Source organism: Microbacterium sp. CCNWLW41 (assembly GCF_037083505.1).
Genome location: NZ_JBAOJP010000007.1, coordinates 116,370 through 137,936 on the forward strand (window position 1 = coordinate 116,370; position 21,567 = coordinate 137,936).

Here is a 21,567-nt window from a genome sequence, read left to right on the forward strand (position 1 = left end):
CCCCTAGAAATACACGTAGTTCTGTTTCTGCTCCAGTGCACCACCGGCGATCGCATCCATAACGGCCTCATGCGCCAACACAGAAGACATCGAATAGTCGATCTTCTGGTGCTCCTCAGGCTTCCCGAGAATGTAAACCCGCTCCTTAGTGAGGGGGTTCATCTTCCGAGACCGCACCACCGCGTTCCGAATATGCGCAGACACCCGCACATCACCGTCATGAGTAAATGGCGACTCCGAGTTGTACACATCCCCGCGCAACCGCTCCAACGCCGCATGCATCTGATCAACCCGGTTCGTCCGCCAACCCACGAACACCTTCTCGCCATACTTCGACGCCCACAGGTCGATCTCCGACTCCCACATGTGCACATCGCAGTAACCGCGGACGATCTCAAACTCAGTCGCCAGCTCATCAACGGCCGCGTTCACCTCAGCACGCGGGATACGACCGCCCCAATCGGACGGCTCCCACAACGTCGGCAACCGCCGGTCACCATAGACCGGAGTGAACTGGTGCTGATCCAACGTCTCCAACCGGATACCCGTGAAGTCGTTGTTGTCCGACCCATCAAACCCAAGACACACCCGAGTCCGAGGCTTGACCACCACCTGAGCGGTCTTCGCCTCCCACCGCGGCATATCCATCCACGACCCCGAGCCCGACACGATCCGGTTCCCAAAGAACCGCTCCGCATCAGCCGGCGCCGTGTCCAACATCTCCGCCGCTTCACCCTCGATCGCATCGATCGACACCCACGGGGCCGCGCGATAGTTGAACTCGAAGATCTTCCGCCGGTCCGCCTTCTTCTTGAAGTCCAAATCGGCGGGCGGCTGCTCAAAATCCTTGTTGATGTCACGTGACTTCGACTCGTACGTCTGCTGAGCCACCGAGTTGTCCGCAGGATTCCACGCGTTCGTCGTCTCAATCGCCCGACCGCCCATGCCGGCAAGACCCTGACGCTGCTTCTTCGCCAAGTTCCAACCACCGTTGGACTCCAACCACAGACCCGTCTCGTCCTGGACGACGAACGTGACACGCTGACCAAGCCGCGAGTTGCCCTTCGAGGTCACCGCATCGATGCGGCCACCATTCGGAAGGCGGATGAACTCCTCCCCCGTCTTCGTGATCACATCACTCAACGGGCCAAGATCGATCATCGGCCTCAACGCGTCATACGTGTTGTCCGTCTGATCCTCAGTCGTCGCGGTGATCTGAATCAGGGGTGACACCTGAGGTCGCCCCATCGGCTCCCCGGGCTCATACTCGTAGACCCACCCGCACCCGCAACCCCAGTCACGGCAGTCATACACCTCGCCGCCCTCAGCGAACCCAGCGAACACGGCAGGGCCAACACCCTCCAGACACACGAACGCCGACACCAGCGGAGACTTGCCCCACTTCTGAGCCCGAACGAGCTGCGAACGCCGAAACACGAACGCGTCCACCGGCTTCACGATCCGACCCTTGACCCGCAACCCGGCGGGCATCGCAGCATCCTTCACCGTGTAGTGGTTGCCCACGAACCGAAGCTGATCATCGCCAAGAGCAAACGGCTCTCCACGATGCTCCTGGTCCGGGATCACACAATGCGCCTCGATCCACGCCGCACCGACGAACATCACCTTAGGCATTGAGGGCCTTCAACCTGTCCCGCGCCGAGGCGCCAGCAGGCTTCACCGCCTCCTCGCGCCGCATCCCTACCTCATCCGTAGCGATCCGCCAGCGAAGCTGTCCCATACCAACGGTCGACAACCCCAACTCGGCTTCCTGGCGAAGCACACCCGCCAGCCACGCCGCCTTCGCGTCCGGATCCGACGCACGCACGAAATTGCGCACATAGTGAGCGACCTGCCACTTCAACCCAAGCGCCACCCACATGTGAGCCTGAGGCTTCAGCCACAACTCCGCCCACAGCGCCGTCTCTACATCCAACGCACCGCTCAACGGGAAGACCGGAACGCCCTCAACCGGAGTCAGCGGAAGATCAACCCACGCCTTGTCATCCTTCCGATCACGCCTCAACGCATTCGGATCCGGAGCAGGCCCAGAACGAGCACGAGCACCACCAGAAACCACGCGATCACCCCGTTCTCCGCATCACGCGGCACCGCATCACGCAGTGACGAACCTTCGAACAAACCTCGAAAACGAAACACTTTGAACCCGACAAACCAAAAGTTCCCCTCCCGGGCGACCTTTTAGGTAGGCCCTTTGAGGGGGTATCCCCCGGGGTATTGGTGGGGAGTTTCGAATGTCCCTACGCTCTAAATCCGCCGGGTGATGTTGCTGCGGTGTGTGCATTGTGGTGTTGTGCGCATAGACCACGTCCGTATTGTGGATCGTTTGGGTTTTGTCCGAGTTGCACGAGTGTGCGTCGGTCTTTTGGGTAGTGGTCGGCTACTGTTGCCCATTGCACGCATCCGGGTATGACGCAGATGATGTCGCGTAGGAGGACAGCTTCTCGGAAGCGTTGGTGTCCCGCTGTCCCGTATACCCGGTTGTCTACCCTGGCCCTACGGGCTTCCCGTTTGTGGGTGGGGCAGCGTCCACCGGGGCCGTTGAACAGTTCGGGGCAGCCTGGGACGTTACAGACCTTCATTGGTCGTCGTCTTGGTCGGGTGTGCAGCAGAGGGCTGCTGCTATCTCCCACCGGTAGGAGTCTCCGCACGTGTCGCACTTGGCCATGCGGTCACCTCCACCCATTGCCCGTTGACCCGGTAGCGGGGCGCCCAGTCGGTTGGGGTTGCTGGTTGGTCTCTGGTGAACAGCCATCGGATGGGGCGTTTCCAGAGGATGAGGGTGAGGATGATGGTCACCCAGAGGAGGGTTCTCATCGGGCCTCCCCTCAACGGGGGTGTGGAGTCTCGCTTATGAACGGCCTTGTATAAGCGGATCGCTTATCTCAGTCGTAGGACAGGCGGTATGAGAGGCGGTGTCTGCTCGGGTCGTATCCGGTGAGCTCGTCGTCTCCGCAGCATGCGTCGGCGGCGGTTTCCGAGTTCCATACGGTGTCGCACGACGCGCAGATGTACTCGTCAGGCATTGACCACTCCGGAGATGTTCACCGCGTAGTAGCGCTTCTCGTCCGGCTTCTCGGCCTTCGTTATGCAGGCTTGGATCTGGATGTTCGGACGGTGGAACTCGTCGACCCGTTCCATGACGAACTGCCAGACATCGGTGAGGGTGTCGAAGTCCTCTGTGTACCGGACGAACTTCTCAACCATCGGTGACCTTCTCCAGTGCCCTGTTCATGGCTTTCGCTTCCTGGCGTCGCAGATACGAGACCGTGCCCGCCAGGTAGCGGTACTCTTCGGCTTGCTCGATCTCGTTGTTGCCGATCGCGGCTTCTGCGAGGTCTAGGAGGCGTTCTACCCGTGCATCCATCGTCGTCACCCCAAAGTCACTCGCCCATGATCTGCTTCATGAGCATCCGCATGGCAGTGAGTTCTTCACGTTCCCTGCCGACGTAGCCGAATAGCAGCGCGCGACGGTAGGCACGTGTGTGCCGGATCAGCAGTTTCGCCATCTCGGCTCGATACGCTTCGGTCACTCGGTGTCACCCCATCGGAGGATCTGTTGGCCGGCGAGTTGTAGGAGGCCGAGGTAGGTGACGTCGGTTGCGTCGCCGCTGGTCTCGGTCTCGTAGGCGGTTGTGCCGTCTGGGAGCAGGTAGGAGGTGATGGTGACGCGGTGCAGCTCGATAGCCCCGTCAATCATCGTCTTCGCCTACGTGGTCGACCGTGGACAGCAGGTAGTCACCTTCGCCTTCAAGGTGCTGCAAGCTGAGATCGGTGATGATGTTCCGATCGCTCATCATGAGCGTCCCTTCGCAATGCGTTTGATGCCACAAGGGGCCGTGTGGGATCTATTCACACGGTGGAGAGTTCGACTACGAGTGCGCCGATCTCCTGCAACCGCGCCCAATGCTGCTTAGTGTGCGAGCCGCAATAGCAGAGCACACGGCCAGAAGGCAGAGCAGCAACCCAGCGGGCACGCACCCCGATCCCGCATTGGTCGCACGTCGCAGCTGAGTAATCCTCGTCATCCACCAGCCGCCTCCTTCAGAGGATGGTGAGCGAGGACAGATCCACCCGCGCTACCCGAGCACGCGACATGCGCCACTCGGTGATCGTTCTCGCGCCCTTCGACGAGTTGCAACTACCGCACGCCGGCGTCAGGTTGCCGATGCTGAACGCGCCGCCGCGGACCACCGGCACGATGTGATCCCACGTCACCGGGATCTCGTCAGAGAACCGCACTCGGCAGTACACACATCGCCCGTCAGCGCGGCGCAGCAGGCCGTTGAAGTCGCGGGCACGCATGCGGAAGACCGACTCGGCCTCCAGCGCGCGCCGCTTGTGCTTGTGGCGACTCTTGATCGCCCGCACGGCCTCACGGTTCTGCTGCACCCAGCGCGCGGCGGCTTCGCTCGCCTGCTCGGTGTTCTGCGCGTACCATTCCCGCGCCCGCTGCTGGTAGTACTCGCGTCGAGCCTCGTAAGCACGACTCGAAGACTCCCGCACCCGCTCAGGATGCTTGGCCCGGTACTCACGCTTCCGCGCGTTGACGACATCCGCGTTCTCGGCCCGGTACGCGTTCACCCGAGCGCGAACGCTCTCCGCGTTCTTTGCGTAGTGGGAGCGCACACACTCTTTGCACCTGGACTGGAGTCCATCGGGCCGCGCCGCGTTCTTCGAGAACCGTTCAGCCGGGCGGATCTGATCGCAGGTTCCGCATCGCTTCACGGCGCCTCCCTCAGAGGACGGTCAGCGACTGGAGGTCGAATCCGTCATCGGTCACGTCAAAGAGGAGCATGCCCGGATCACTGTCGTCCCCGGCCGTGTTCCGGTACCAGTCGGACCCGTTGTCGAGGGTCGGTGCGGTCAGGTGCCACTTCGAACGCCCAGTATACGGGTTCCTGCCGGTCGGGAGGATCGACAGGTGATGGTAGTGCCCCGACAGGAGAATGTCCGCGGCACCCACAGGTTGTGCGCCGTGGGTTTGTTTCGCCCACCATGTTGGAGCTTGACCGTCACGGAACTGGTTCCCGTGAACCATCCCCACCTTCGTGCCCCGCACGTCAACAACCATCGACTCGTTGAAATGCTCCGGGTACTCCCATACAACGTCAAGACGGGCCGCTTTCGCGACCTTCTCAACCTGCTTGTGTACGAAAATCCCGAGGTCGTCACCGGGTGCGCCAAGGTTCTGAGCGCCTCGCCGCCACGCGGTGTGATTCGACGGGACGACAGCTACCTTCACGGGACCGAACCGGCATGCGAGCTCAACGAACTTGTACAGCTCCGTGCCCGCGAGATCCATCTGCTGCGCCAACGACAGGTCGTTGGTGAACATCGGGTTCCCGCCTGATTCGAAGTTCTCGAACAGGTCATTGATGTCCGGGAGGAACACTTCCTCGGGGCGCCGGCGTTTCAGTTCCGCGGTCAACTTCTCCCGCTTCTCGGCCAAACGGTCGATCAGTTCGGGAGTCCCACCGCGAGACGCCACCTTGCCCATCTGAATGTCAGCAAGAACCGGCACACATGTGCGAGAGGTGGTAGTGGTTTGGATTCTCGCCCGTGGTTTCCGTCGCGCTTCGGCGTACAGCGCGGGAAGGTCTACCCGGTCATCGTCCGGGGTGATCTTCTCGGTCTGGAAGAAGAACGAGTACGTGTCGTCCTTGTCGTGGTGCGTCTTCGTCCACTGGGAGATCTTCCCGACGATGCGGAACACGTCGGGGTCGAACCCGGCGAGTTCCAGCAGTTGCCGTTCGTCGGAGATCTTCGTACGGACGGGGCCGGTGGCTCCTTCGCCCCTGCCCGTGTCGGTGTCGAACTCGGCCCGCTGCCGGTACTTCGCGGGAGGAGTCGGGGCGGTCAGGTCTGCGATGTCAGCGGCGAGATTCACGGAGTCTCACAATCGTCTCCCGGGTGATCGGGATGCCGTGCTTGCCGGAGAGTAGGACGGCTAGCCCGTTCTCAGGGATGCTGTTGTCGTACACGTAGGTGAGCACTTCGTCGCGCTCCTCGGGGGCCGCGATCTTCAGCCAGGCTTTGAAGTCCCTGGGGCGGCTCGTCTTCAGTGCTTGAACGTCGTCGGCAAGCGCCACGATCTGCTCCTTGGTTCGGCCCGGTATGGGCGCCAACATGACCTCTTGAGTTGTGAAGGGTGTTCCCGGCCTGTACTCGGCCCCGCGATGTCGATTGTTTGTCGGGGGTACGGTCGGGAAAGTGCCCAAGGTGGGGGTCGAACCCACATGCGCAAGGCGCACGCGCTTTTGAGGCGCGATCCTGAACCAGTTCGGAACTTGGGCGGGTGCCCGTAGATAACAACGACGGGCGGCGTCAGGGAGCGTCCTCCCACGACATCGGCAACGGACGGCTGTACAACCGCTACCCGTCCGACATCGGTCAATCTTTGCCACGGCAACGCGCCTGAAATCGGACTCACCAGGAGCGTCTTTACCGGCCCTCGGCCGTGGACTTCTGCGAGGGTGCACTCTCAGGATTTACGGCTGAGCGTCGGCTTCGCCGGCTTGCACAACCCAAGCACTCGCATTGTGGACGTGCGGGTAGTCGAAACCCGGTACCGCAGGGATCGTCCCACCGGCCTACCCGGTAGCGATGTGCGGGCGAACCTTTCACGCCCGTGCACGAGAAGCGGGGCAGGGCGGGCAGTTGCCACAATCGTGACGCCCGTGGTCCCTGTCCCCGCTCCCGCAGACGCCCCACCAGTCCCTGAGGAGGGTGGGGAGCAATGGCCTGCCTCGGCTTGACCCGGCTCAGGCGTGATGACACGACGGTATGCGCGCTTCGACCGGACGAGAGCATCGCCGTTGGACTGGCTACTCTCGGGGCCCATGGGCTGTCGTGTGTTTGTGTTTGTTGCCGCTTTGTCGTCGCGGCGTCCTCGGACCCGTCCTGCTGGGAGGTAGTCACCAGGCTTGCGGGGAGGAACAGAAAAGCCGCTGCACCTTCAGGTGAGCGGCCCGATCGGGATACAGTTCTCGATCTTCACTACTTATAGTCGCACTTGTCGCTAAGGATTGTCAACCACGACGACGGCGTGTCACCTTTTCCCGATCAGTGCGGATCAGATCCGGGACGTTAAGCCACAAAACCCTCCCCGGCCGCATAACCCGCACCAGCCCCTCCTTCACCCACCGGTAGATCGTCGCCCGATCCCTTTTCACGCGTTCGACCGCTTCCGGGACCGTCACCCAATCGTCTCTCACGTTTCTCCTTCAGGTTCGCGAACTCGGATGCGATGAGAGCAGTCATTGCCGCGAACTCCTCATCCGAAACAACATGTCGGCATTCCTGACACTGGACAGTCACCACGTCTCCCCCGAACTCGGGAGGCTGATACCGGAGCGACGTGTACCCGCACGCGGGGCAGCGAACGAACTGCACCTTGTGTGGGCGGTCCTCGAACGGCCACTTGTGTGCGGCGGTGGATACCTCGCGGGTGAACTGTCGGGCGATCTCCACCCCGTAGTCGTCAGCGGCGATGTCCTCCAGGTCGGACCAGCCGTTCATCTCCAGTGACAGTCGGGTGATGTCCTCCGCGGCAACCCAGGTTGGCGGGAGGCCAAGGGGTGGTTCGACCGCGGCGGATCGGATCTCGTCCTGTTCGCCCTTCACGTAGCCTGCGACTCGCAGCCAGGGGACGAGCTTCAGCGAGTATCCGACTGCCCACCGGAAGCGCCTGAACTCCTCCCACGACATGAACCCGACCTCATCCAGTTGTCGCAAATTCTGCGACAGTTCGGTCATCGCTCCCCCTCACTCCGGTTCGGGCGATCTGCCGCCCATCGAACGCCGTTCGCCGTCTCGTGCTCGGTGTGCCCCTCGTCGGTGCGGACGCACCAGACCTTCGCCCAGCCATCCACGAGCTGATAGTGCCGACACTGACCGTTCGGGAAGAACCCGGGTCGCGCGCTCATGACTCGCTCCCGTTCGGGCGGTCCGTGGCATAATCCGGGTAGGCGTCGGGGTGCACCTCGGCCCACTTCGGACCCTCCGGGCGGTTGGGTGTTCGGGTCTCTACGCCAGGAGTAGGCGCGGGCTGATCTACCGGAACCCACGGGCCAGCCTTGGCCTTCGCGCGCTTCATGACGTGCCCGTGATGCGTCAGGTCACCGGAGCTTCGGCCGTCCTGGATCTCGCGACGCAGATCTTCCGCGTACCGCTCAGCCCCGGCGAGGCTGGGGTGCTCGTGAATGCCCCATTTGGACGTGACGCCGTACTCCCATTCCTCGGTGCCCTGTTCGGCCAGGGCGGCGGCGCGCACCTCTGCATCGTGAGCGGCCAGGGCACGATCCCAATCCGCTTCGGAGGCGATGGCGGTGTAGGTCAACGCGGCGTGCTTGATCTCGTCCATCGTCGGCGTGTAGTCGCTCATCGGTCGGCTCCTTCTCGGCCGCGCTCCCGCCATCCGGACCGGGTGGTCTCGGTGACGGACACGGAGGTGTCGTCGATCATGACTTCGGAGTGCTCGTCGTAGTCCTCCGTGGCCGCCACGATGTCCCGTAGCGCCGCGAGGTTGAGCCTCGTACGTCCTCCGATCAGGCGCCGGGCCTGGACGTAGGACTTTCGCGACGTTGTCGTCTGCTCCTTGGCCCACTTCATCGGTTCCCTCCCTCGGCTTCGGCGGCAGCACGCAGAGCGGCGCGAAGGCCTCGCACGACCTCCGGCTTGGACGTGTGCGGGATGTTCAAGCCCGACGCCTCATAGAAGCGCTGGGCCATGACCCCGAGCGTCGCGTCGGACGGTTCGCCCTGCACGGTGCGGCGGAAGCCGAGAGCGATGACCATGTCGGCCACGTCCTTGCCCTCCGTGTCGCAGCCGCCCTCGGTGATTCGATGCATCTCATCGAAGGCGTCGCGCAGCGCTTCCCGCTCGTCGTCGGTCGGTTCAGGGTCGAAGCATCCGCCCCACTCTGCCGTCCGGGGGTAGCACTCGGAGTGGTAGAGGTGCCCACACTTGCATGAGCAATCGCCCAGTGCTTCCCGCTCGTCGTCGGTCGGGGCGTTCACGGTGCGGCGGAGAGGTGCTACCCACTCGGCAATCGCGCGCACGACATCAGCCCGCCATGGTTCGAGAACCCCATAACCGGCTTCATCCAAGATTCGTTCGACTGCCGTCTCTGGCTGCTCCCATTCACTGCCGTAGACCAGGGTCGGGACATGCGCAGTTTCCTGCACGTCCGACACAACGGGAACGAAACTTCCCACGGCGTGCGCCTCCTCGAACACGGAGAAGGCAGCACGGGCCTGCCGCATTGCGCTGATCCGGCGTGCCTCGGCCTCGTCTGCCCATCGTGGGTCATGCGCGATCCCTCCGGTCCATGCCGGCGGATCGATCGCCTTCGCGGCCTTCTCGATCAGATGCTCGCGGTTCATGCTCCTGCCCCTTCCTTCTCGATGCGGTCGGCGACCTGTCGAACGGCGCGTGTAGCCCGATGGACCCCTGCATAGTGCGCTGACTGCGACGGATGCCTACCAATGCCAAGCTCGGAATCCTCATCGACCCACCGGTCAGCCTCGTCCGCCGCTTCCCGCAACGCCTGTGCTGCCGCTTCTGCCCGTACACGGTTCAGTAGTGGGGTGAGGGCGGCGGCGTAGCGCTCGGAATCCTCGGTGTAGTCGTAGTCCGGGTCGAAGTCCGGGTCGTGCTTCATCTCCTCGCGCAGCTCAGCCGCGATCTCTTCCTGGATGTCCATCACTCGGCTCCGTTCTCGTTCAGGGCGCGGGAGAGGATGCGCCACATCCGCGTGCCAGATTCGGTGCACCGCTCTTCCTCTGCCAACGCCTCCACGAGCGCGGCCCGGTAGCGAGCCGCATCCTTCTCGGCGTCCTGGCATTGCAGCTCACTGCGGCGGGCAAGGTCCCGGTAGCGGTCGCGCTCGGCGGTCGTGGCTTCGAGGGTGTCAGCCAGGCGGCGCGTGTTGGCGACTCCGCGATCCAGATCTCGGATCACGTTGCGGCCCACCAGCACGGCCTTGCTTGCCCAGTCGCGTGCCTCTGCGATCAGAGTGCTGATGTTGTCAGTCATGACTACTCCTCGTGTTCCTTCTCGTGCGCCAGGATCCGAACCTGTACGGCCTGCCCCTCCCCCGGGATGAGGACAGGACAGGCCGGACACCGCCACAACGGATACTCAAAAGGGGCTGTCATCCCCGAAGCTCCCTGCCGTGTTCCAGGAATCCGTGGACTCCGTTGCGACCGGAACAGGCCCATTTCCGGAACGTCGCGGGATGACCCCGAGCGTCCCGAACTTCAACGACAGCCCCGCGTCCGCCGTACCGTCCTGCTTCGTGAACACCCGCAACTCCGGCTGACCAGTGATCGTCACGAGAGAGCCCTTCGACACCCTCTCGACCACGATCTCCGCGTCGTCCTCCCAGAACGACGCCTGCACCCACAACGTCGGGCCTGCGTCTTCCCACTGGTTCGTCTGCTTGTTCAACCGGCGCGGAGTGTGCGGAACGGTCACACTCGTCACCGCACGCCCGTTGTGATACTTCAGCTCCGGGTCCTTCGCAACGAAACCCTCGATCGTCAGTGTTGCCTTGCTCATGCTGCTCCTTCTCGTTTCTGCGCCTGAAGCGCCTTGTACTCAGCCGCCCGGCGACGATTCGCGGCACGCTCCCGACGCCGCTCGGCCTCCACCAATGCGGCCCGACGCCTAGCCATGTCCGCCTCAGCCCGCTTCATCACCGCCGCCTCACGAAAAATGCGCTTCCGCTCAATGTCGGCAGCGCATCCAGGGCGTTCGTTGAGAACCTTCCGCAACGGCGGGAACTGTTCCTTCAACGCGGCTCTCTTGCTGATCAGAACCATCCAGTCGAAGTCCTTAGTCACGTCTGTCTCCTTTCCGTGCACAACATGCACGTCCCATCGCCCAACCACCGATGCGCACCCTCCGCGCACGTCGGCGCAGACGAACGGTACGGATCAGGTTGATTCGACGGCTTCACCACGGGCGCGGTCTCGTCCTCCCACCGGGCATCGTTCAACCACCCCTGCGGATACTTCACCTTCGACCAGTCCGGCGAAGGACCGATCTCCCGCTTGTAGTTCTCCACCCCGGCAAGGATCTGCTCCAGGCTCGCCCCGGACTTGATCGCTTTCTCGAACGCCTTCCGTGCCGGCTGCTTGCCCTTCTTCAACGGCCACACGGACCAGAAGCTGTCGAAGAGTTCATCCACCTGTTTCGATGCGATCTTCGGCGCAGATGCGCGCGCATCCGGAGGGTGCGCATGTATCTGTTCCCCTGTTCCCCTGTTCCCCTGTTCCCCTGTTCCTACGGGTGATCCTCCGCGCGTTTGCACGGAACTTCCGCGCGTTTCCGTGTCAACAGGAATCCCCTGGTCAGGAGTCGGATTTCGTCTAGACGCGCGCCGCTCGTTCTTCTGGTGGTTGTCCCACGACGGGATGCAGTAGTACGGGCGTCCCTCGACCTCGTACCACTGCACTCCGTAGCACTCCGCAACTTCCGTGCGAAGGCGCGGAAAATCCGCCACTGTCACGTCGTCGTCGTTCGGGAACGCGAAACCGATGAGCTGCTTGGGGTTCGCTGTCCCGATCCCCCAGTCATCCGCCCAGTTCCACATCGCGATGAAGAACAAGCGCGCCCGGAGCGACGCCTGCGCGGTTCCGGGAGAGTCCCAGAACTCAGGCTTGATCGTGCGGATTCTGGCCATCTACCCAGAGCCTCCTTCCTGGCAGGTACGCCGGACCGGCGATGTTCTTCATCGGCACGAACTCAGCGATGCACGCCTTCTCGAGTGCGCAGATAGCGGTCTCGAGCTCCCACTGGTCGCCGCCCGTCAGAGCAACCACTTCGTAGGCGGTGACGTCGGGCCACCAGGCCTTCCGCGCGTGCTTCTCGAACCTGTACCGAACGCTCCACGCCTTGCCGATGTAGAGGAGGTCTTCGCCGCGATACAGGAAGTACACGTACCGCTTGTCGGCCGCCGGCGGCGCGGTCCGGTCTACGTCCGCCCACTTCAGGAGGGGCCCGGTGTAGAGGAACTCCGCGCCCGGCCATCCGTCCCAGAACTCCGGCTTGATGCTCCGGATTCTCACACCATCAGCTCCCTTCCTTGCCCCAGGCGTCACCGAGGATCGCTCGACGCACCACCCACTCATCCACCCGGCACGCACCCGAGATCTCCCCAACCTCCATCCCGTGGAAGTACAACGTCCGGTACACGTCATCCGCTTCATCCGGGTGGGCTCGTGCACGCCACGCCAGATGCTCGAACTGCCACGCCCTCACCGTCCACCTCCCATCAACATGTGCGCCGTCGATTCGTTGATCGGCTGCACAAGACGCCCGTTCTCGTCCGGCCCGTCCAGATACAGCAACCAGCCGATGCCGACATGCCAGGCAGGCCACAACTCGGGTCGGGCGTAAGACGGAACCGCGAACCCCTCCACCAGCGCGTCGGCCGGGTTCTCCGTCTTCCACTGGTGGCAGGTAACACACAGCAGTTGCAAGTTCGCGAGGGTCGTCAACCCACCCTGCGAACGGTTCTTCCGGTGATCACGCTGCACAGGGGAGCAGGAACACCGGGCACACCTCCCGCCGCCCCGATCGGTCGCCGCAGAGTACGCCGCCCGCTCCTCACCCTTAGACGGCTTCGGAGCCTTCGGACCAATCACGCGACATCGCCCCCTTCCCAGCCGCCGAAGATCGGTGGCTGCAGTGGTTTCCGCACCCGCTGCAGGATCAGCGGCAGGTGGTCCGCTTCGAGCTCGATCAGATCGACCTCCATGCTCTCGAGCAGCGCCGCCTCCCCTGTCGTTCCAGAGCCGGCGAACGGATCCAAGACGCGACCTCCGGGTCGAGTGACGAGACGAATCAGCCACCGCATGAGCTCGAGCGGCTTCACTGTCGCGTGCACGGTTCCATCAACCTCTGGACGCTCCGAGGACGGCGCCTTGCCGACATAGCGAAAGATTGGAAAGAACCGAGATGCGCCGCCCGAGTCGCCATAGGTCGCGCTCGTGGACTCCTGCGGCTTGAACTCACCGAGGATGCCCGCCGCCTTTCCGCGCTTCGGTGTTCCCGGTGGCATGAGTCCCGAGGTGAGCACACCCGACTGTTTGTCCAGCGCCGCGGCCTGCGACTCGTCCAGAAGGACGTTCGCCGGGAAGCGGCCGGACGGCTGCACGTACTCGCCGTGTGCCGTTGCACCCTCACGGTTCATCCCCGACGGGTTCAGCGATCCGGAGACCGACCGTCCGCCGTTCTTGGAATACGCTCCACCGTTCAGGTCGTCCGTCGTCTCCACCCGGCAGGCGTCGATGTTGAGCGCACCGGTGCCGTACGTGAGCACGTTCGCCGCGACCGTCCCGGCGAGCGGCTTGCGGGCGACGACGATCGGCTCAAACGCGGGCTTGAGGGCGGTGCCCCAGCCCTGCCACGCTTCCGCGGCGCTTCCAGCAATCGCCGCGTCGCGGCGCAGACCATCTCGCGACGTCAGCGCGTAGTTCGTGCGGTCGGTCCACTCAGCGACGACACCGGTCACCGCCCGGGACTTGAATGCCTCACCGAACTCCCCCTTGCGCGCGTTTAGTCTGCGGACCTCCGCGTCAACGTCGGAATCGGTGATCGCGAGCACGTCGCGCAAGGTCTCCCACTGTGCGATCGTCGGTAGCGACGGCTGAGAATCGGTGTCGCGTGCGGCCCAGTGGTCGATCAGTCGCGGGTGGCATCCGTCGAAGTGCTCGACGAGATCCCGCGACCGCAGACCACGGGCGTCCATCGCGGCCCGGATAACCCGGCAGACAGCCCGGATCGGCTCGACGTCCTCGACGCGCATCTTGTCGATCGCCTTTGCGACGTCCATCGACTTCGGGAACCCGGAGCCGTACATCCACGCGATCGAGTCGCGGATCTCGAAACCGGCGTCCTCGATCGCGGCGGCGATGCGATGCCACGTGCGAGTACCCCCGAACGCGAGCAGGTGCCCGCCGGGCTTCAGCACGCGTAGGCACTCCGCCCACATGTCCACGTCGTAGGCGATCCCGGTGGAGTCCCACCCCTTGCCCATGAACCCGAGCTCGTACGGCGGGTCAGTGACGATCGAGTCATACGACGCGTCCGGGAGCGTCGGCAGAATGACCTTGTTCGACCCGTGGAACAGACGCAGGCCCGCGTCCTCGTAGTGAAGCGTCACGCGACTCTCCTGCCATGTCGAATCTGTCGCAGCTCCATCGCCGTGAACCCACCCCACACACCAGACTGCTCACCCGACCGCAACGCATACTCCAAGCACTGCTCACGCACCGGACACACCGTCCTGCACACGCGCTTCGCCTGCCTGGTCAGGTTCGTTTCGTCCTGATCCGCGAACCACGCGTCAGGGTCGGACTGGGTACAGGCACCGTCCTGCATCCACCTCTCCGGGGGCAGGAACGACTCCGTCACCACACGAATCAGCTCAGCCATGGGCCACCTGCTTCACCGCGATGACGGCGCCGGGACCATCCGCCCCAGCCCACTGCTTCGACGCGTGCGCGACGATCACGAACCGGTCATCCGCGATGAGCCCGCCCTGTGTCAGCCCGTCCAGGGTTGCCCTCAGCATCTTGTCGACATCCCCGATGGCCGGCGCCACCGGGTACGCGGCGTCCGTCTTCTTCGGCCGCGGGATGAAGAAGTGCACAGTGACCGCGTACGGTGCAGCGATCGGTTCCATGTTCTTCACAGCCGCGACAACGGCCTCACGCCACGGCTTCACCCGCTTCGACGACTCGAACATCCCGTACCGGGTTCTCGTCTTCGACCCCTGAGGGGCCGGGACACCGTCAACACGAATCACGGTCACGGTTCCTCCTTTGGGTATGAGGAGGGGCGGTATCCGTTACTTCGGATACCGCCCCTCAGACTTGAATAGCGTCAGGCCAAGTCGGCTTTGCGCTTGTCTTTCGCTGCGATCACGTCGGGGTGCCCCTGCACTCCCCTGGTTCCGGCGAGATCCCACGCGGCTTTCAGGGCGGGGAGCGATTCGGCGCCGTTGATGTCCGCCAGCGCATCCGCCACGACTGCCTCAACCGCAGGGATGTCCGGGAGAGGCTGAACCGTGAACGGCTCACGCTTCCCCCTCGTCACGGTCAGCGCGACCGTAAGCGGGGCAGACAGGTGTGACATGGCACGAATCCGGATGCCGCCAACGGCTTCCTTCCCGAACCGGATCGACGGGTCACCGAACAACTCGATACGCCGCCCAACCCACACGGACGCCTCAGCACCCCACGCCGCAATCAGCACCCGCCGCATGCTCTTCCCCGGCTTGTACGGGCGACCAGGGAACTCGGCGTTGTGAAGGTGCACGGGCTGATCCGGTGGGCCAGCCTTCACCTCCGTGATCGTGATCACGAGGTTGTGCGTCTGCACATCGTCGTAGTTGAGCTGGTCGCTGCGGGGCTCAACCGTTCTCGTGATATCCATCACTTCTCCTTTCGGATGTAGCCGCATCCGTTGCAGGTCGGGCATGCGAACGCCCCTCGATTGCATCCCTCGACACGACATCGACCGCCGTTGCGGTATCCCGTTCCCTTGCACTTCCGACATTCAGCGCCGCGCGCGCTGCCGCCGCACGTGAAACACCTCAGCCCATCGTTGAGAACGCGCTTCATCTCGAAGTAGGTGAGCGGCGCTCGCCCATCGGTTCGGCTATCCATCTCCCGTTTCAGCAGCGCAACGAGGTTGTCCCACTCTGCGAGGAGGAGGTCCCATTGAGAGGACCGCCCGGACATGCGCTTACGCAGAGTCTCCGTAGAAATGCCATGCCAATCGCAGTATCGGATGCAGCGAAGCAGGTCACTCGGATCCCACGGGTGATCAGTACCGAACCCAGAGATGGCCCGCGCGGACAAGCCCATAACCGGGGTGTTCAAATCCGGATCTCCTGTTCTTCCTCGTGCTGGTAGACCATCCATGTGGGTGGGGCGAGTAGTTCCCCGTCCACGCCCGGCCAAACCCCCGACTGCACACACTCCGTGTACACGTCGCGGGCTCGCCTGGTCAGGTCTTTCGCGATGTCCCGGAACACGATGTCCAGCTCGTGCACTGCCACCTGGTAAGGGCCGGTCGTCTCGGCAGCGATGAACCGGAACGACTCCAACTCCTCACCCGTTTCCCACAGGTGCGCGTCCCGATACCAGCCCTCCTGAAAGAAGTACCCGTAGTCGATGACGTGCTTCAGGAAACCGCGGGGTGATGCGTCCTGGCAGGTCTTCAGGTCGCCGGCTCGTGTGCCGTAGATGTCGAACCGTGCTCGAACCGGCACCCCCTCCGGTGACGTGGTGAATATCGATGTTTCGCGGTGCGGTGCCTCCAGCACGTCCCGAGCATCCTGGTTAGCGAGGACCGCTTCCGCGATACGGTTCACGACGGCGACCTCGACGGCCTTCATGGGCACGAACCCGAGGGCTCGCTGCTCGTCCGCCCACTCCTTCGCGGCCTTCGTCGACGCGGCACCGTTCGACGCCAACACGTCGTCCGGGTACGCGACCGCCTGCAACCCGGTCCCGAGCACCTTCGCGTGCACCGCGTGACCCACGTCGTACGACTTCGTGGTCGTGCGGGGGTGCTGCTTGTCCCAGATGAACTTCGCCGGGCTCCCGCCGAACTCGGGCAGAAGCAGACGCGCCCCGGTGCTCGAAAGGTCGGGGCGCGCATGGTAAGCCTCATCAGGAAGGTCATGCAGAATCATGCGGATCCTCTCCCATCTCGTCGCGGATGGACCGTATGGCCGTCTCGGGGTGCAGATAGGCCCATACGATCTCGTCAGCCCACGCGCGATCACCAATGCGCCACTCGGACGTTAGGCGTGCGGCTTTCATGCCCTCCTGGTGTCGAATCGGATCGTCCATCACCAGCCTCCTTCTTCTGCGAGGCGTGCTTCCCGCAACCGTCTCTCCCAATCCCGCACATGCCCCTGGAACATCGCGATCGCTACCGGGTTCTCCGCGTGCACGGCTCGTTCGAGCGCGTTCTGCTCGATCAGCAGGCGCGCCTCAATCTCAGCGACGTTCACGACCTGCCCGTTCCGCCGCGCGGCGCTGACGTGCAGCACGCCCACGAACCGCCCTGTACGCCGCAGACGCAGCGTCGTGAGCGTCCCGGGTCTGGTGTCGCCACGAGAACCACCCAGGCATCTTCTTCATCCCGCTCGCGGTCATCTGAAACGTCTTCTGAGTCATGAGTGCTCCTTATTGATGTGGGCTCCGATCGACCAGCAGTAGACCGAAGCGAAGACAAGAAAGAGCCCCGCAAGGACGACCGTTGCGGGGCTAACAGGTGTGAACCAGAGACACACCAGAGGAATTGCGGCTAGCAGGAAGCTCAACCATCTGATCGCAGTCACGTTGCCTCACCCCTCTCCAGGTAGTTCGCCGGTCTGGGCCGAGGCAACGGCACCGACCCGATCTGTCCGTGGATCGCCGCGCGAATCGCGGCTTCAAGATCGGCCACGAACCACCAACCGTCGATCGTGACCGCATCCGGCCCGTCTGTGAGGTCATCCCGCACGTGAGGGTGGGGACGCGACACGTAGTTCATTGCCAGGTCGGGTTCGTGTTGCTTCAGGAAGGCCAGAAACGCACTCACATCGACGTTCACGACATCACCCCCAGCACGCCGTACACCTACAGTGCGCGAGGCTTTCGAGGATGATCCTCTCCGCTTCGATGCGCAGCCGTGTGGCTCGGATGCCCTCTTCGTCTACCGATTCCACGTCGTCATCCCCAGCAAGCTCGACACGTACAGTGCGCCACGTACGTCGGTCGGTAGTGGCATCTCCTCGACGGCTCATGCGGTGGACCCCCAACCCATTCCGCGCACCGCACACACGCGGGCGTCGGTTCGGGTTCGTCCCACCTGTGTGAGCAGTCCCCGCAGTACAGGCCGGTGCGGGTGCCGTGGTGGGTTCGGGTGATGTTCGTGGTCGCCTCACACGACGGACACGTGTACATCAGTCCGACTCCGGCCAGATACGACGCGCGGCGGTGATCTGGGAGTCGTGCAAGTCGATGCGCATCAGCCCCGTCGTCGCCACGAAATCGCCCCGGTCTACTGTGACCGCGATCATGCCGTCGTACTCCGCTCTGACAGCCGCGTGCTCGACCGTTATCGCCCACACCTCGCCCTCCTTCGCGCCCTCCCAGGGATTCCGCTCCGGGTGTGCGTCGAAGTAGGCGCGAGCGGCACCTGGATACTCGCGAGTCAGATCGCCGCCCTGATCCTCCGCGCGGCAGTAACCCTTGAGCACACCGGTCGGTTCGTGGAAAACCATCACCGACAATTCCTGGCCGAATGCGATCTCGTGCGCCGCCTGGATGACTGGATATACCACGTAGTCGGGGTTCTCCGGCCATCGCCAACGCCCCAACTCCTCGTCACGCTCAGCCTGGTAGAACTCGCGGAGAGCCACCCCCGCTTCGCCGTTCGTCGCCTCACCACAGCCGCCGCGTGCAGACGCTCCCACCGGCTCCATCACTTCTTCTCCTTCGACGCGAGCCGGATCCGCCAATCCAGCCCGATCACCGTCATGGCGCCACCCGCCACCTGGAGCCAGAACCCCAACGGTTCCGACACCTCGTGCCCGATCACCGCCCACATCAAGATCCCGAGGAGGAACAACATCCCCGAACTGACGTCAGCCAGAAACCGGCTCATCGTGGGCTCCTTCCGCGCTTCCGCATCTTGGCTGCGTACCTCATCCGCCGCTCCCGATCCGCATCCAAACGACCAGACCGAGACCGCACCGTCTCCCGATCCACCACCCACGCATGCGCCGTCGCCCACGTGAACGTAATCACCGCCCAAAACCCATCACGCGCCTCCATCACCGCCGACAAACTCCCCCGCGTCCACAACTCCCGCCCCGCAGTCCCCGGTCTCACATGCCGCGGATCCCCCAACACACCCCTGATCGCGTCCTCATCAAGCGCCATATCCAACGCCCGGTTGATCGCATGCGGCGTCAACTCAAACCACGCCCCGTTCAACTGCCACATCACAGCTCCCTTGCTCAAACAAGAAGAACGGGGGCCGACGCACCACACGTCGACCCCCACGGGGAAACTCCTGGGAGGTACTACGACACCCCTGCCGCATTGACCTCAGAACCAGAACCCCGAAGTGCCCGTGCGCCGATCCGCGAGCGCACGCACGGGCCAGTTACTAGCCGTCCTCACCGACCTTGATGTCGAACTCGGGCAACAAGTTCTGCGGCTTCAGGATGATGCGAGTGTGGTACTCGCTCACGTCGATCGCCTTCTCCTGGGTGACAACCACCGAGTCCTGGTCACCAAGAATGAAGGTGTGCTTCCGGTACTCCTCCGGGCCGTACTTGCACGTCACATCCACGCGCCGCCCGGACGGATACTCGAACGAGCACCGCCCCTCAGCGAAGAAGATCGTCGCGCCCGTGATGCCGTTGACGCCTGCGATCGTCCGCTGCACCTCGAACGCCTCAGCCGCGGTAGCGATGTTCTCTGACGCCTTGTCGGCGTCACTGGTACACCCGGCAAGCCCGAACAGCGCGAGCGCGCCGACCACACCGACTCCAACCTTCATCGAGGTTTTCATGCAGACCCCTTTCGTTGTCTATCTGCGTGCGTCCTGGGGAGTCGAACCCCAGCAAAGGACCATCAACGCCACCCCCATGTGTTCACCGACACGGCCCGGAACGGGGCTCGGTCCATCAGTCCATCCACACAGGAACACTCACGCGCCCTTCACAACCCGGCATACGTTCCCGACTCGTTCAGTCATCCATCAGACGCGTTACATTTCCTCCACACCCCGCCCAGACGCCCACGACGACGCCCTCGCTCACAAGTGCTCTCTGTAACCGCCCTGACTCGGGACACCCTTCGATGCCTCCGCCGCAAACGCTCCCGGCACATTGACGCTTCGTACGCCGTCCGAGGGGCTATGTAGTTGTCGTGCCACCCGAAAACGGGCGCACTGAGTACCGGTCCCGACCAACCAAGGGCCAGGAACGCGGCCGATCAGATAACGGAGATCAACCGGTAGGGGCGTCCCCTACAGTCGAGCCATGAGCATCCAGACAGACACCCTGACCGCGATGAAGCTCTTCGTCGCCCGCCTCGACGACGCCAACGCCGACTTCGTCCGAGACGAGGACGCGATCCGCTACCTCAGCCGTCAGACCGTCCTGCTGACGGACCTTCTTGCCGTTGTCAGCGAAGGTCTCGCGGAAGTCGCAAACCGACTCGACGCTCTGGAGCGCCAACCGCATTGACTCCCCAGCATTCAGGTTGACGCTGGTCACGACACCCTCCTGCGTCGTGCCCGGGGGTTGACCCACGGGTCAACGTGCTTGGCCGTGAGTGCGGTCTTCACTTCGTCCCAGTCGAAGCGGTATTCGGTCCCGACCTTCACGGCGGGGATCTCACCCTTGCGCGCCATCCGGTAGACCTTGTCCAGCGAACAGTTGAGGAGATCGGGTGCAGCGAGTTCGCGGGCGGTGATCATGACGCGACCACCTCCGCGCTGAGCGCGGCATGGATGCCGAGCTTCCGTCGAATGAAGTCGACGCCGGAGGGCTGCACCTTGGTCGTGTACGAGACCGACCGTTCACCATTGGAGCGCTCGAACGGGTGAGCCACCACCGAGAAGTACTGCATGTACTTCTGGTAAGGGGTGTTCCTCATCGCCCCCTTTGCGATGAGGACGCCCGCGTTTCGCAGCAGGTCAAAGAGCTTGTTCTGGGACAGGCCCAGCATCTTCGCGACCGCTCCGACGCCATAGGTCCCGTCGGCGTCCATGAAGGTGTCGTACGCCTCTACCTTCGGGGCATCGAGCGCGATCTTCGCCTCCGCTGCCTCCGCTCGCTCCGCGGCCTCTGCGGCGAGACGCAAGAGCTTCGCGGACGGGAGCGCTGCAAGCATGTCCACGTCCGAGCCGTATCGACCGGTCTTGCGGATCGTGGGGAGCACATCATTGGTGATCCACCAGCGGAAGCGTCGCGCTTCAGGTTTGTCGGACCGGAGTACGACCTCGTACATGCCCGGCTCGGATACGATCACCATCCGCTGCGAGCCACCAGCAGTCTGAAGGGTGTGCGTCTGACGCACATCCTCGTCTAGGCGAGCGGCCAACCGACCGGGAGCCGCGATCTCTAGAACTCGGGCGAGGTCTGCGAGGACGAACCACGGCTCGCCGTTGACGACCACCGTGCGCACATGGTGCTCGCCGTATTTGAACACTTCCAGGGCGCTCATGCTGCATCCTCCGTCTCGTAGGGAGAACGGAGCACCTGCGTGATACGGACACCGAAGTGCTTTGCAATCAGGTGCAGCTCGTCGATGGTGAAAGGGGTAACGCCGAGAAGTCGGCGCTTCAGAGTAGAGTGAGCGATGCCGGTCTGATCACTGAGCTGCTCGATCGTCTCTCGCTTGTCAGCGAGAAGCAATCGAATGGCTCGGGCAGCCTGGTTGCTCGGCGTCGAGTAGTTCATGTGGACTACGTTAGTTCAGTAGGACTAGAAGTCAAGCAAGACTCGCCGTTCAGGGT

36 protein-coding genes and 1 tRNA gene are annotated in these 21,567 nt (G+C 63.5%); 1 reads left to right on the forward strand and 36 read right to left on the reverse strand.

What is annotated here, in order from left to right; translation table 11 throughout:
- Window positions 1–3: 3 nt before the first annotated feature.
- The 33 genes from V6R91_RS23125 to V6R91_RS23275 all read right to left on the reverse strand — a co-directional run bounded on the left by V6R91_RS23125 (window position 4) and on the right by V6R91_RS23275 (window position 19,614).
- Window positions 4–1,635: a hypothetical protein gene (locus V6R91_RS23125; RefSeq protein WP_336397249.1), complete on the reverse strand. Its 1,632-nt coding sequence runs from the start codon at window positions 1,633–1,635 to the stop codon at window positions 4–6.
- On the reverse strand, window positions 1,628–2,080 hold the full coding sequence (locus V6R91_RS23130) for a hypothetical protein (protein WP_336397250.1): 453 nt from the start codon (window positions 2,078–2,080) through the stop codon (window positions 1,628–1,630). The genes V6R91_RS23125 and V6R91_RS23130 overlap by 8 nt, the downstream gene beginning before the upstream one ends.
- Window positions 2,081–3,039: 959 nt before the next feature.
- Entirely contained in the window at window positions 3,040–3,228 is a 189-nt protein-coding gene (locus V6R91_RS23135; protein ID WP_336397251.1) for a hypothetical protein, read from the reverse strand.
- Complete coding sequence (locus tag V6R91_RS23140; RefSeq protein WP_336397252.1) at window positions 3,221–3,397, reverse strand: hypothetical protein; 177 nt, start codon at window positions 3,395–3,397, stop codon at window positions 3,221–3,223. The genes V6R91_RS23135 and V6R91_RS23140 overlap by 8 nt, the downstream gene beginning before the upstream one ends.
- A gap of 7 nt (window positions 3,398–3,404) precedes the next feature.
- Window positions 3,405–3,530, reverse strand: coding sequence for a hypothetical protein (locus V6R91_RS23145; protein ID WP_336397253.1), 126 nt, complete (start codon window positions 3,528–3,530; stop codon window positions 3,405–3,407).
- A gap of 20 nt (window positions 3,531–3,550) precedes the next feature.
- Window positions 3,551–3,721: a hypothetical protein gene (locus V6R91_RS23150; protein ID WP_336397254.1), complete on the reverse strand. Its 171-nt coding sequence runs from the start codon at window positions 3,719–3,721 to the stop codon at window positions 3,551–3,553.
- 152 nt (window positions 3,722–3,873) lie between these two features.
- On the reverse strand, window positions 3,874–4,053 hold the full coding sequence (locus V6R91_RS36395) for a DUF7455 domain-containing protein (protein WP_442928171.1): 180 nt from the start codon (window positions 4,051–4,053) through the stop codon (window positions 3,874–3,876).
- Between the two features lie 12 nt (window positions 4,054–4,065).
- Window positions 4,066–4,605, reverse strand: a complete 540-nt coding sequence (locus V6R91_RS23155; protein WP_336397255.1) for an HNH endonuclease — start codon at window positions 4,603–4,605, stop codon at window positions 4,066–4,068.
- A 154-nt stretch (window positions 4,606–4,759) separates the two neighbouring features.
- Complete coding sequence (locus tag V6R91_RS23160; RefSeq protein ID WP_336397256.1) at window positions 4,760–5,911, reverse strand: hypothetical protein; 1,152 nt, start codon at window positions 5,909–5,911, stop codon at window positions 4,760–4,762.
- Window positions 5,895–6,113: a hypothetical protein gene (locus tag V6R91_RS23165; protein ID WP_336397257.1), complete on the reverse strand. Its 219-nt coding sequence runs from the start codon at window positions 6,111–6,113 to the stop codon at window positions 5,895–5,897. Before V6R91_RS23165 ends, V6R91_RS23160 begins: the two co-directional genes overlap by 17 nt.
- 122 nt (window positions 6,114–6,235) lie before the next feature.
- A tRNA-Leu gene (locus V6R91_RS23170) sits at window positions 6,236–6,317 on the reverse strand.
- Between the two features lie 793 nt (window positions 6,318–7,110).
- On the reverse strand, window positions 7,111–7,779 hold the full coding sequence (locus tag V6R91_RS23175; RefSeq protein WP_336397258.1) for a hypothetical protein: 669 nt from the start codon (window positions 7,777–7,779) through the stop codon (window positions 7,111–7,113).
- 166 nt (window positions 7,780–7,945) lie between these two features.
- Entirely contained in the window at window positions 7,946–8,407 is a 462-nt protein-coding gene (locus V6R91_RS23180; protein WP_336397259.1) for a hypothetical protein, read from the reverse strand.
- Window positions 8,404–8,634, reverse strand: a complete 231-nt coding sequence (locus V6R91_RS23185) for a hypothetical protein (protein WP_336397260.1) — start codon at window positions 8,632–8,634, stop codon at window positions 8,404–8,406. The genes V6R91_RS23180 and V6R91_RS23185 overlap by 4 nt, the downstream gene beginning before the upstream one ends.
- On the reverse strand, window positions 8,631–9,407 hold the full coding sequence (locus V6R91_RS23190) for a hypothetical protein (protein WP_336397261.1): 777 nt from the start codon (window positions 9,405–9,407) through the stop codon (window positions 8,631–8,633). Before V6R91_RS23190 ends, V6R91_RS23185 begins: the two co-directional genes overlap by 4 nt.
- Window positions 9,404–9,727 carry a hypothetical protein gene (locus V6R91_RS23195; protein ID WP_336397262.1) on the reverse strand — a complete coding sequence of 108 codons (324 nt, stop codon included), beginning with the start codon at window positions 9,725–9,727 and terminating at the stop codon, window positions 9,404–9,406. Before V6R91_RS23195 ends, V6R91_RS23190 begins: the two co-directional genes overlap by 4 nt.
- Window positions 9,727–10,059 carry a hypothetical protein gene (locus V6R91_RS23200; RefSeq protein WP_336397263.1) on the reverse strand — a complete coding sequence of 111 codons (333 nt, stop codon included), beginning with the start codon at window positions 10,057–10,059 and terminating at the stop codon, window positions 9,727–9,729. Before V6R91_RS23200 ends, V6R91_RS23195 begins: the two co-directional genes overlap by 1 nt.
- 105 nt (window positions 10,060–10,164) lie before the next feature.
- A complete protein-coding gene (locus V6R91_RS23205) occupies window positions 10,165–10,584 on the reverse strand; it encodes a single-stranded DNA-binding protein (protein WP_336397264.1) in 420 nt (139 codons plus the stop codon).
- Window positions 10,581–10,868 carry a hypothetical protein gene (locus tag V6R91_RS23210; RefSeq protein WP_336397265.1) on the reverse strand — a complete coding sequence of 96 codons (288 nt, stop codon included), beginning with the start codon at window positions 10,866–10,868 and terminating at the stop codon, window positions 10,581–10,583. The genes V6R91_RS23205 and V6R91_RS23210 overlap by 4 nt, the downstream gene beginning before the upstream one ends.
- Complete coding sequence (locus V6R91_RS23215) at window positions 10,865–11,710, reverse strand: hypothetical protein (RefSeq protein ID WP_336397266.1); 846 nt, start codon at window positions 11,708–11,710, stop codon at window positions 10,865–10,867. Before V6R91_RS23215 ends, V6R91_RS23210 begins: the two co-directional genes overlap by 4 nt.
- On the reverse strand, window positions 11,682–12,095 hold the full coding sequence (locus tag V6R91_RS23220; RefSeq protein ID WP_336397267.1) for a hypothetical protein: 414 nt from the start codon (window positions 12,093–12,095) through the stop codon (window positions 11,682–11,684). The genes V6R91_RS23215 and V6R91_RS23220 overlap by 29 nt, the downstream gene beginning before the upstream one ends.
- Window positions 12,096–12,284: 189 nt before the next feature.
- Entirely contained in the window at window positions 12,285–12,674 is a 390-nt protein-coding gene (locus V6R91_RS23225) for an HNH endonuclease (RefSeq protein WP_336397268.1), read from the reverse strand.
- Window positions 12,671–14,194 (reverse strand): DNA methyltransferase, encoded by a 1,524-nt coding sequence (locus V6R91_RS23230; protein ID WP_336397269.1) that lies wholly within the window; start codon window positions 14,192–14,194, stop codon window positions 12,671–12,673. Before V6R91_RS23230 ends, V6R91_RS23225 begins: the two co-directional genes overlap by 4 nt.
- Window positions 14,191–14,466, reverse strand: a complete 276-nt coding sequence (locus tag V6R91_RS36400; RefSeq protein ID WP_442928172.1) for a WhiB family transcriptional regulator — start codon at window positions 14,464–14,466, stop codon at window positions 14,191–14,193. Before V6R91_RS36400 ends, V6R91_RS23230 begins: the two co-directional genes overlap by 4 nt.
- Window positions 14,459–14,845: a RusA family crossover junction endodeoxyribonuclease gene (locus V6R91_RS23235; protein WP_336397270.1), complete on the reverse strand. Its 387-nt coding sequence runs from the start codon at window positions 14,843–14,845 to the stop codon at window positions 14,459–14,461. The genes V6R91_RS36400 and V6R91_RS23235 overlap by 8 nt, the downstream gene beginning before the upstream one ends.
- 71 nt (window positions 14,846–14,916) lie before the next feature.
- Window positions 14,917–15,513, reverse strand: coding sequence for a hypothetical protein (locus V6R91_RS23240; RefSeq protein WP_336397271.1), 597 nt, complete (start codon window positions 15,511–15,513; stop codon window positions 14,917–14,919).
- A gap of 400 nt (window positions 15,514–15,913) precedes the next feature.
- The gene (locus tag V6R91_RS23245; protein ID WP_336397272.1) at window positions 15,914–16,735 is read right to left on the reverse strand and encodes a PD-(D/E)XK nuclease-like domain-containing protein; all 822 of its coding nucleotides are present in this window, start codon (window positions 16,733–16,735) and stop codon (window positions 15,914–15,916) included.
- Window positions 16,722–16,895, reverse strand: a complete 174-nt coding sequence (locus tag V6R91_RS23250; RefSeq protein WP_336397273.1) for a hypothetical protein — start codon at window positions 16,893–16,895, stop codon at window positions 16,722–16,724. Before V6R91_RS23250 ends, V6R91_RS23245 begins: the two co-directional genes overlap by 14 nt.
- Window positions 16,895–17,104, reverse strand: a complete 210-nt coding sequence (locus V6R91_RS23255; protein ID WP_336397274.1) for a hypothetical protein — start codon at window positions 17,102–17,104, stop codon at window positions 16,895–16,897. Before V6R91_RS23255 ends, V6R91_RS23250 begins: the two co-directional genes overlap by 1 nt.
- A gap of 281 nt (window positions 17,105–17,385) precedes the next feature.
- Entirely contained in the window at window positions 17,386–17,643 is a 258-nt protein-coding gene (locus V6R91_RS23260; RefSeq protein WP_336397275.1) for a hypothetical protein, read from the reverse strand.
- A 352-nt stretch (window positions 17,644–17,995) separates the two neighbouring features.
- Complete coding sequence (locus V6R91_RS23265) at window positions 17,996–18,520, reverse strand: hypothetical protein (RefSeq protein WP_336397276.1); 525 nt, start codon at window positions 18,518–18,520, stop codon at window positions 17,996–17,998.
- Window positions 18,517–18,699 carry a hypothetical protein gene (locus V6R91_RS23270; protein ID WP_336397277.1) on the reverse strand — a complete coding sequence of 61 codons (183 nt, stop codon included), beginning with the start codon at window positions 18,697–18,699 and terminating at the stop codon, window positions 18,517–18,519. The genes V6R91_RS23265 and V6R91_RS23270 overlap by 4 nt, the downstream gene beginning before the upstream one ends.
- A gap of 507 nt (window positions 18,700–19,206) precedes the next feature.
- Window positions 19,207–19,614: a beta-sandwich lipoprotein gene (locus V6R91_RS23275; protein ID WP_336397278.1), complete on the reverse strand. Its 408-nt coding sequence runs from the start codon at window positions 19,612–19,614 to the stop codon at window positions 19,207–19,209.
- Window positions 19,615–20,086: 472 nt separating this feature from the next.
- Between V6R91_RS23275 and V6R91_RS23280 the strand changes: the two genes are divergently transcribed.
- Complete coding sequence (locus V6R91_RS23280) at window positions 20,087–20,293, forward strand: hypothetical protein (RefSeq protein ID WP_336397279.1); 207 nt, start codon at window positions 20,087–20,089, stop codon at window positions 20,291–20,293.
- Window positions 20,294–20,319: 26 nt separating this feature from the next.
- Here the strand turns inward: V6R91_RS23280 and V6R91_RS23285 are convergent, their stop codons facing one another.
- Genes V6R91_RS23285 through V6R91_RS23295 form a run of 3 tightly spaced genes read right to left on the reverse strand, consistent with a single transcriptional unit; the run spans window position 20,320 to window position 21,511 of the window.
- The gene (locus V6R91_RS23285; protein ID WP_336397280.1) at window positions 20,320–20,526 is read right to left on the reverse strand and encodes an excisionase family DNA-binding protein; all 207 of its coding nucleotides are present in this window, start codon (window positions 20,524–20,526) and stop codon (window positions 20,320–20,322) included.
- On the reverse strand, window positions 20,523–21,275 hold the full coding sequence (locus tag V6R91_RS23290; RefSeq protein ID WP_336397281.1) for a phage antirepressor: 753 nt from the start codon (window positions 21,273–21,275) through the stop codon (window positions 20,523–20,525). Before V6R91_RS23290 ends, V6R91_RS23285 begins: the two co-directional genes overlap by 4 nt.
- Window positions 21,272–21,511, reverse strand: coding sequence for a helix-turn-helix domain-containing protein (locus V6R91_RS23295; RefSeq protein WP_336397282.1), 240 nt, complete (start codon window positions 21,509–21,511; stop codon window positions 21,272–21,274). The genes V6R91_RS23290 and V6R91_RS23295 overlap by 4 nt, the downstream gene beginning before the upstream one ends.
- Window positions 21,512–21,567: the final 56 nt, after the last annotated feature.

Bases quoted from the DNA above. Each gene is read 5' to 3' on its own strand.
- V6R91_RS23125 (WP_336397249.1), bottom strand. From the start codon at position 1,635: ATGCCTAAGGTGATGTTCGTCGGTGCGGCGTGGATCGAGGCGCATTGT.
- V6R91_RS23135 (WP_336397251.1), bottom strand. From the start codon at position 3,228: ATGGTTGAGAAGTTCGTCCGGTACACAGAGGACTTCGACACCCTCACC.
- V6R91_RS23145 (WP_336397253.1), bottom strand. From the start codon at position 3,530: ATGGCGAAACTGCTGATCCGGCACACACGTGCCTACCGTCGCGCGCTG.
- V6R91_RS23150 (WP_336397254.1), bottom strand. From the start codon at position 3,721: ATGATTGACGGGGCTATCGAGCTGCACCGCGTCACCATCACCTCCTAC.
- V6R91_RS23175 (WP_336397258.1), bottom strand. From the start codon at position 7,779: ATGACCGAACTGTCGCAGAATTTGCGACAACTGGATGAGGTCGGGTTC.
- V6R91_RS23180 (WP_336397259.1), bottom strand. From the start codon at position 8,407: ATGAGCGACTACACGCCGACGATGGACGAGATCAAGCACGCCGCGTTG.
- V6R91_RS23185 (WP_336397260.1), bottom strand. From the start codon at position 8,634: ATGAAGTGGGCCAAGGAGCAGACGACAACGTCGCGAAAGTCCTACGTC.
- V6R91_RS23190 (WP_336397261.1), bottom strand. From the start codon at position 9,407: ATGAACCGCGAGCATCTGATCGAGAAGGCCGCGAAGGCGATCGATCCG.
- V6R91_RS23195 (WP_336397262.1), bottom strand. From the start codon at position 9,727: ATGGACATCCAGGAAGAGATCGCGGCTGAGCTGCGCGAGGAGATGAAG.
- V6R91_RS23200 (WP_336397263.1), bottom strand. From the start codon at position 10,059: ATGACTGACAACATCAGCACTCTGATCGCAGAGGCACGCGACTGGGCA.
- V6R91_RS23205 (WP_336397264.1), bottom strand. From the start codon at position 10,584: ATGAGCAAGGCAACACTGACGATCGAGGGTTTCGTTGCGAAGGACCCG.
- V6R91_RS23215 (WP_336397266.1), bottom strand. From the start codon at position 11,710: ATGGCCAGAATCCGCACGATCAAGCCTGAGTTCTGGGACTCTCCCGGA.
- V6R91_RS36400 (WP_442928172.1), bottom strand. From the start codon at position 14,466: ATGGCTGAGCTGATTCGTGTGGTGACGGAGTCGTTCCTGCCCCCGGAG.
- V6R91_RS23240 (WP_336397271.1), bottom strand. From the start codon at position 15,513: ATGCCCGACCTGCAACGGATGCGGCTACATCCGAAAGGAGAAGTGATG.
- V6R91_RS23245 (WP_336397272.1), bottom strand. From the start codon at position 16,735: ATGATTCTGCATGACCTTCCTGATGAGGCTTACCATGCGCGCCCCGAC.
- V6R91_RS23250 (WP_336397273.1), bottom strand. From the start codon at position 16,895: ATGGACGATCCGATTCGACACCAGGAGGGCATGAAAGCCGCACGCCTA.
- V6R91_RS23270 (WP_336397277.1), bottom strand. From the start codon at position 18,699: ATGAGCCGGTTTCTGGCTGACGTCAGTTCGGGGATGTTGTTCCTCCTC.
- V6R91_RS23275 (WP_336397278.1), bottom strand. From the start codon at position 19,614: ATGAAAACCTCGATGAAGGTTGGAGTCGGTGTGGTCGGCGCGCTCGCG.
- V6R91_RS23280 (WP_336397279.1), top strand. From the start codon at position 20,087: ATGAGCATCCAGACAGACACCCTGACCGCGATGAAGCTCTTCGTCGCC.
- V6R91_RS23285 (WP_336397280.1), bottom strand. From the start codon at position 20,526: ATGATCACCGCCCGCGAACTCGCTGCACCCGATCTCCTCAACTGTTCG.
- V6R91_RS23290 (WP_336397281.1), bottom strand. From the start codon at position 21,275: ATGAGCGCCCTGGAAGTGTTCAAATACGGCGAGCACCATGTGCGCACG.
- V6R91_RS23295 (WP_336397282.1), bottom strand. From the start codon at position 21,511: ATGAACTACTCGACGCCGAGCAACCAGGCTGCCCGAGCCATTCGATTG.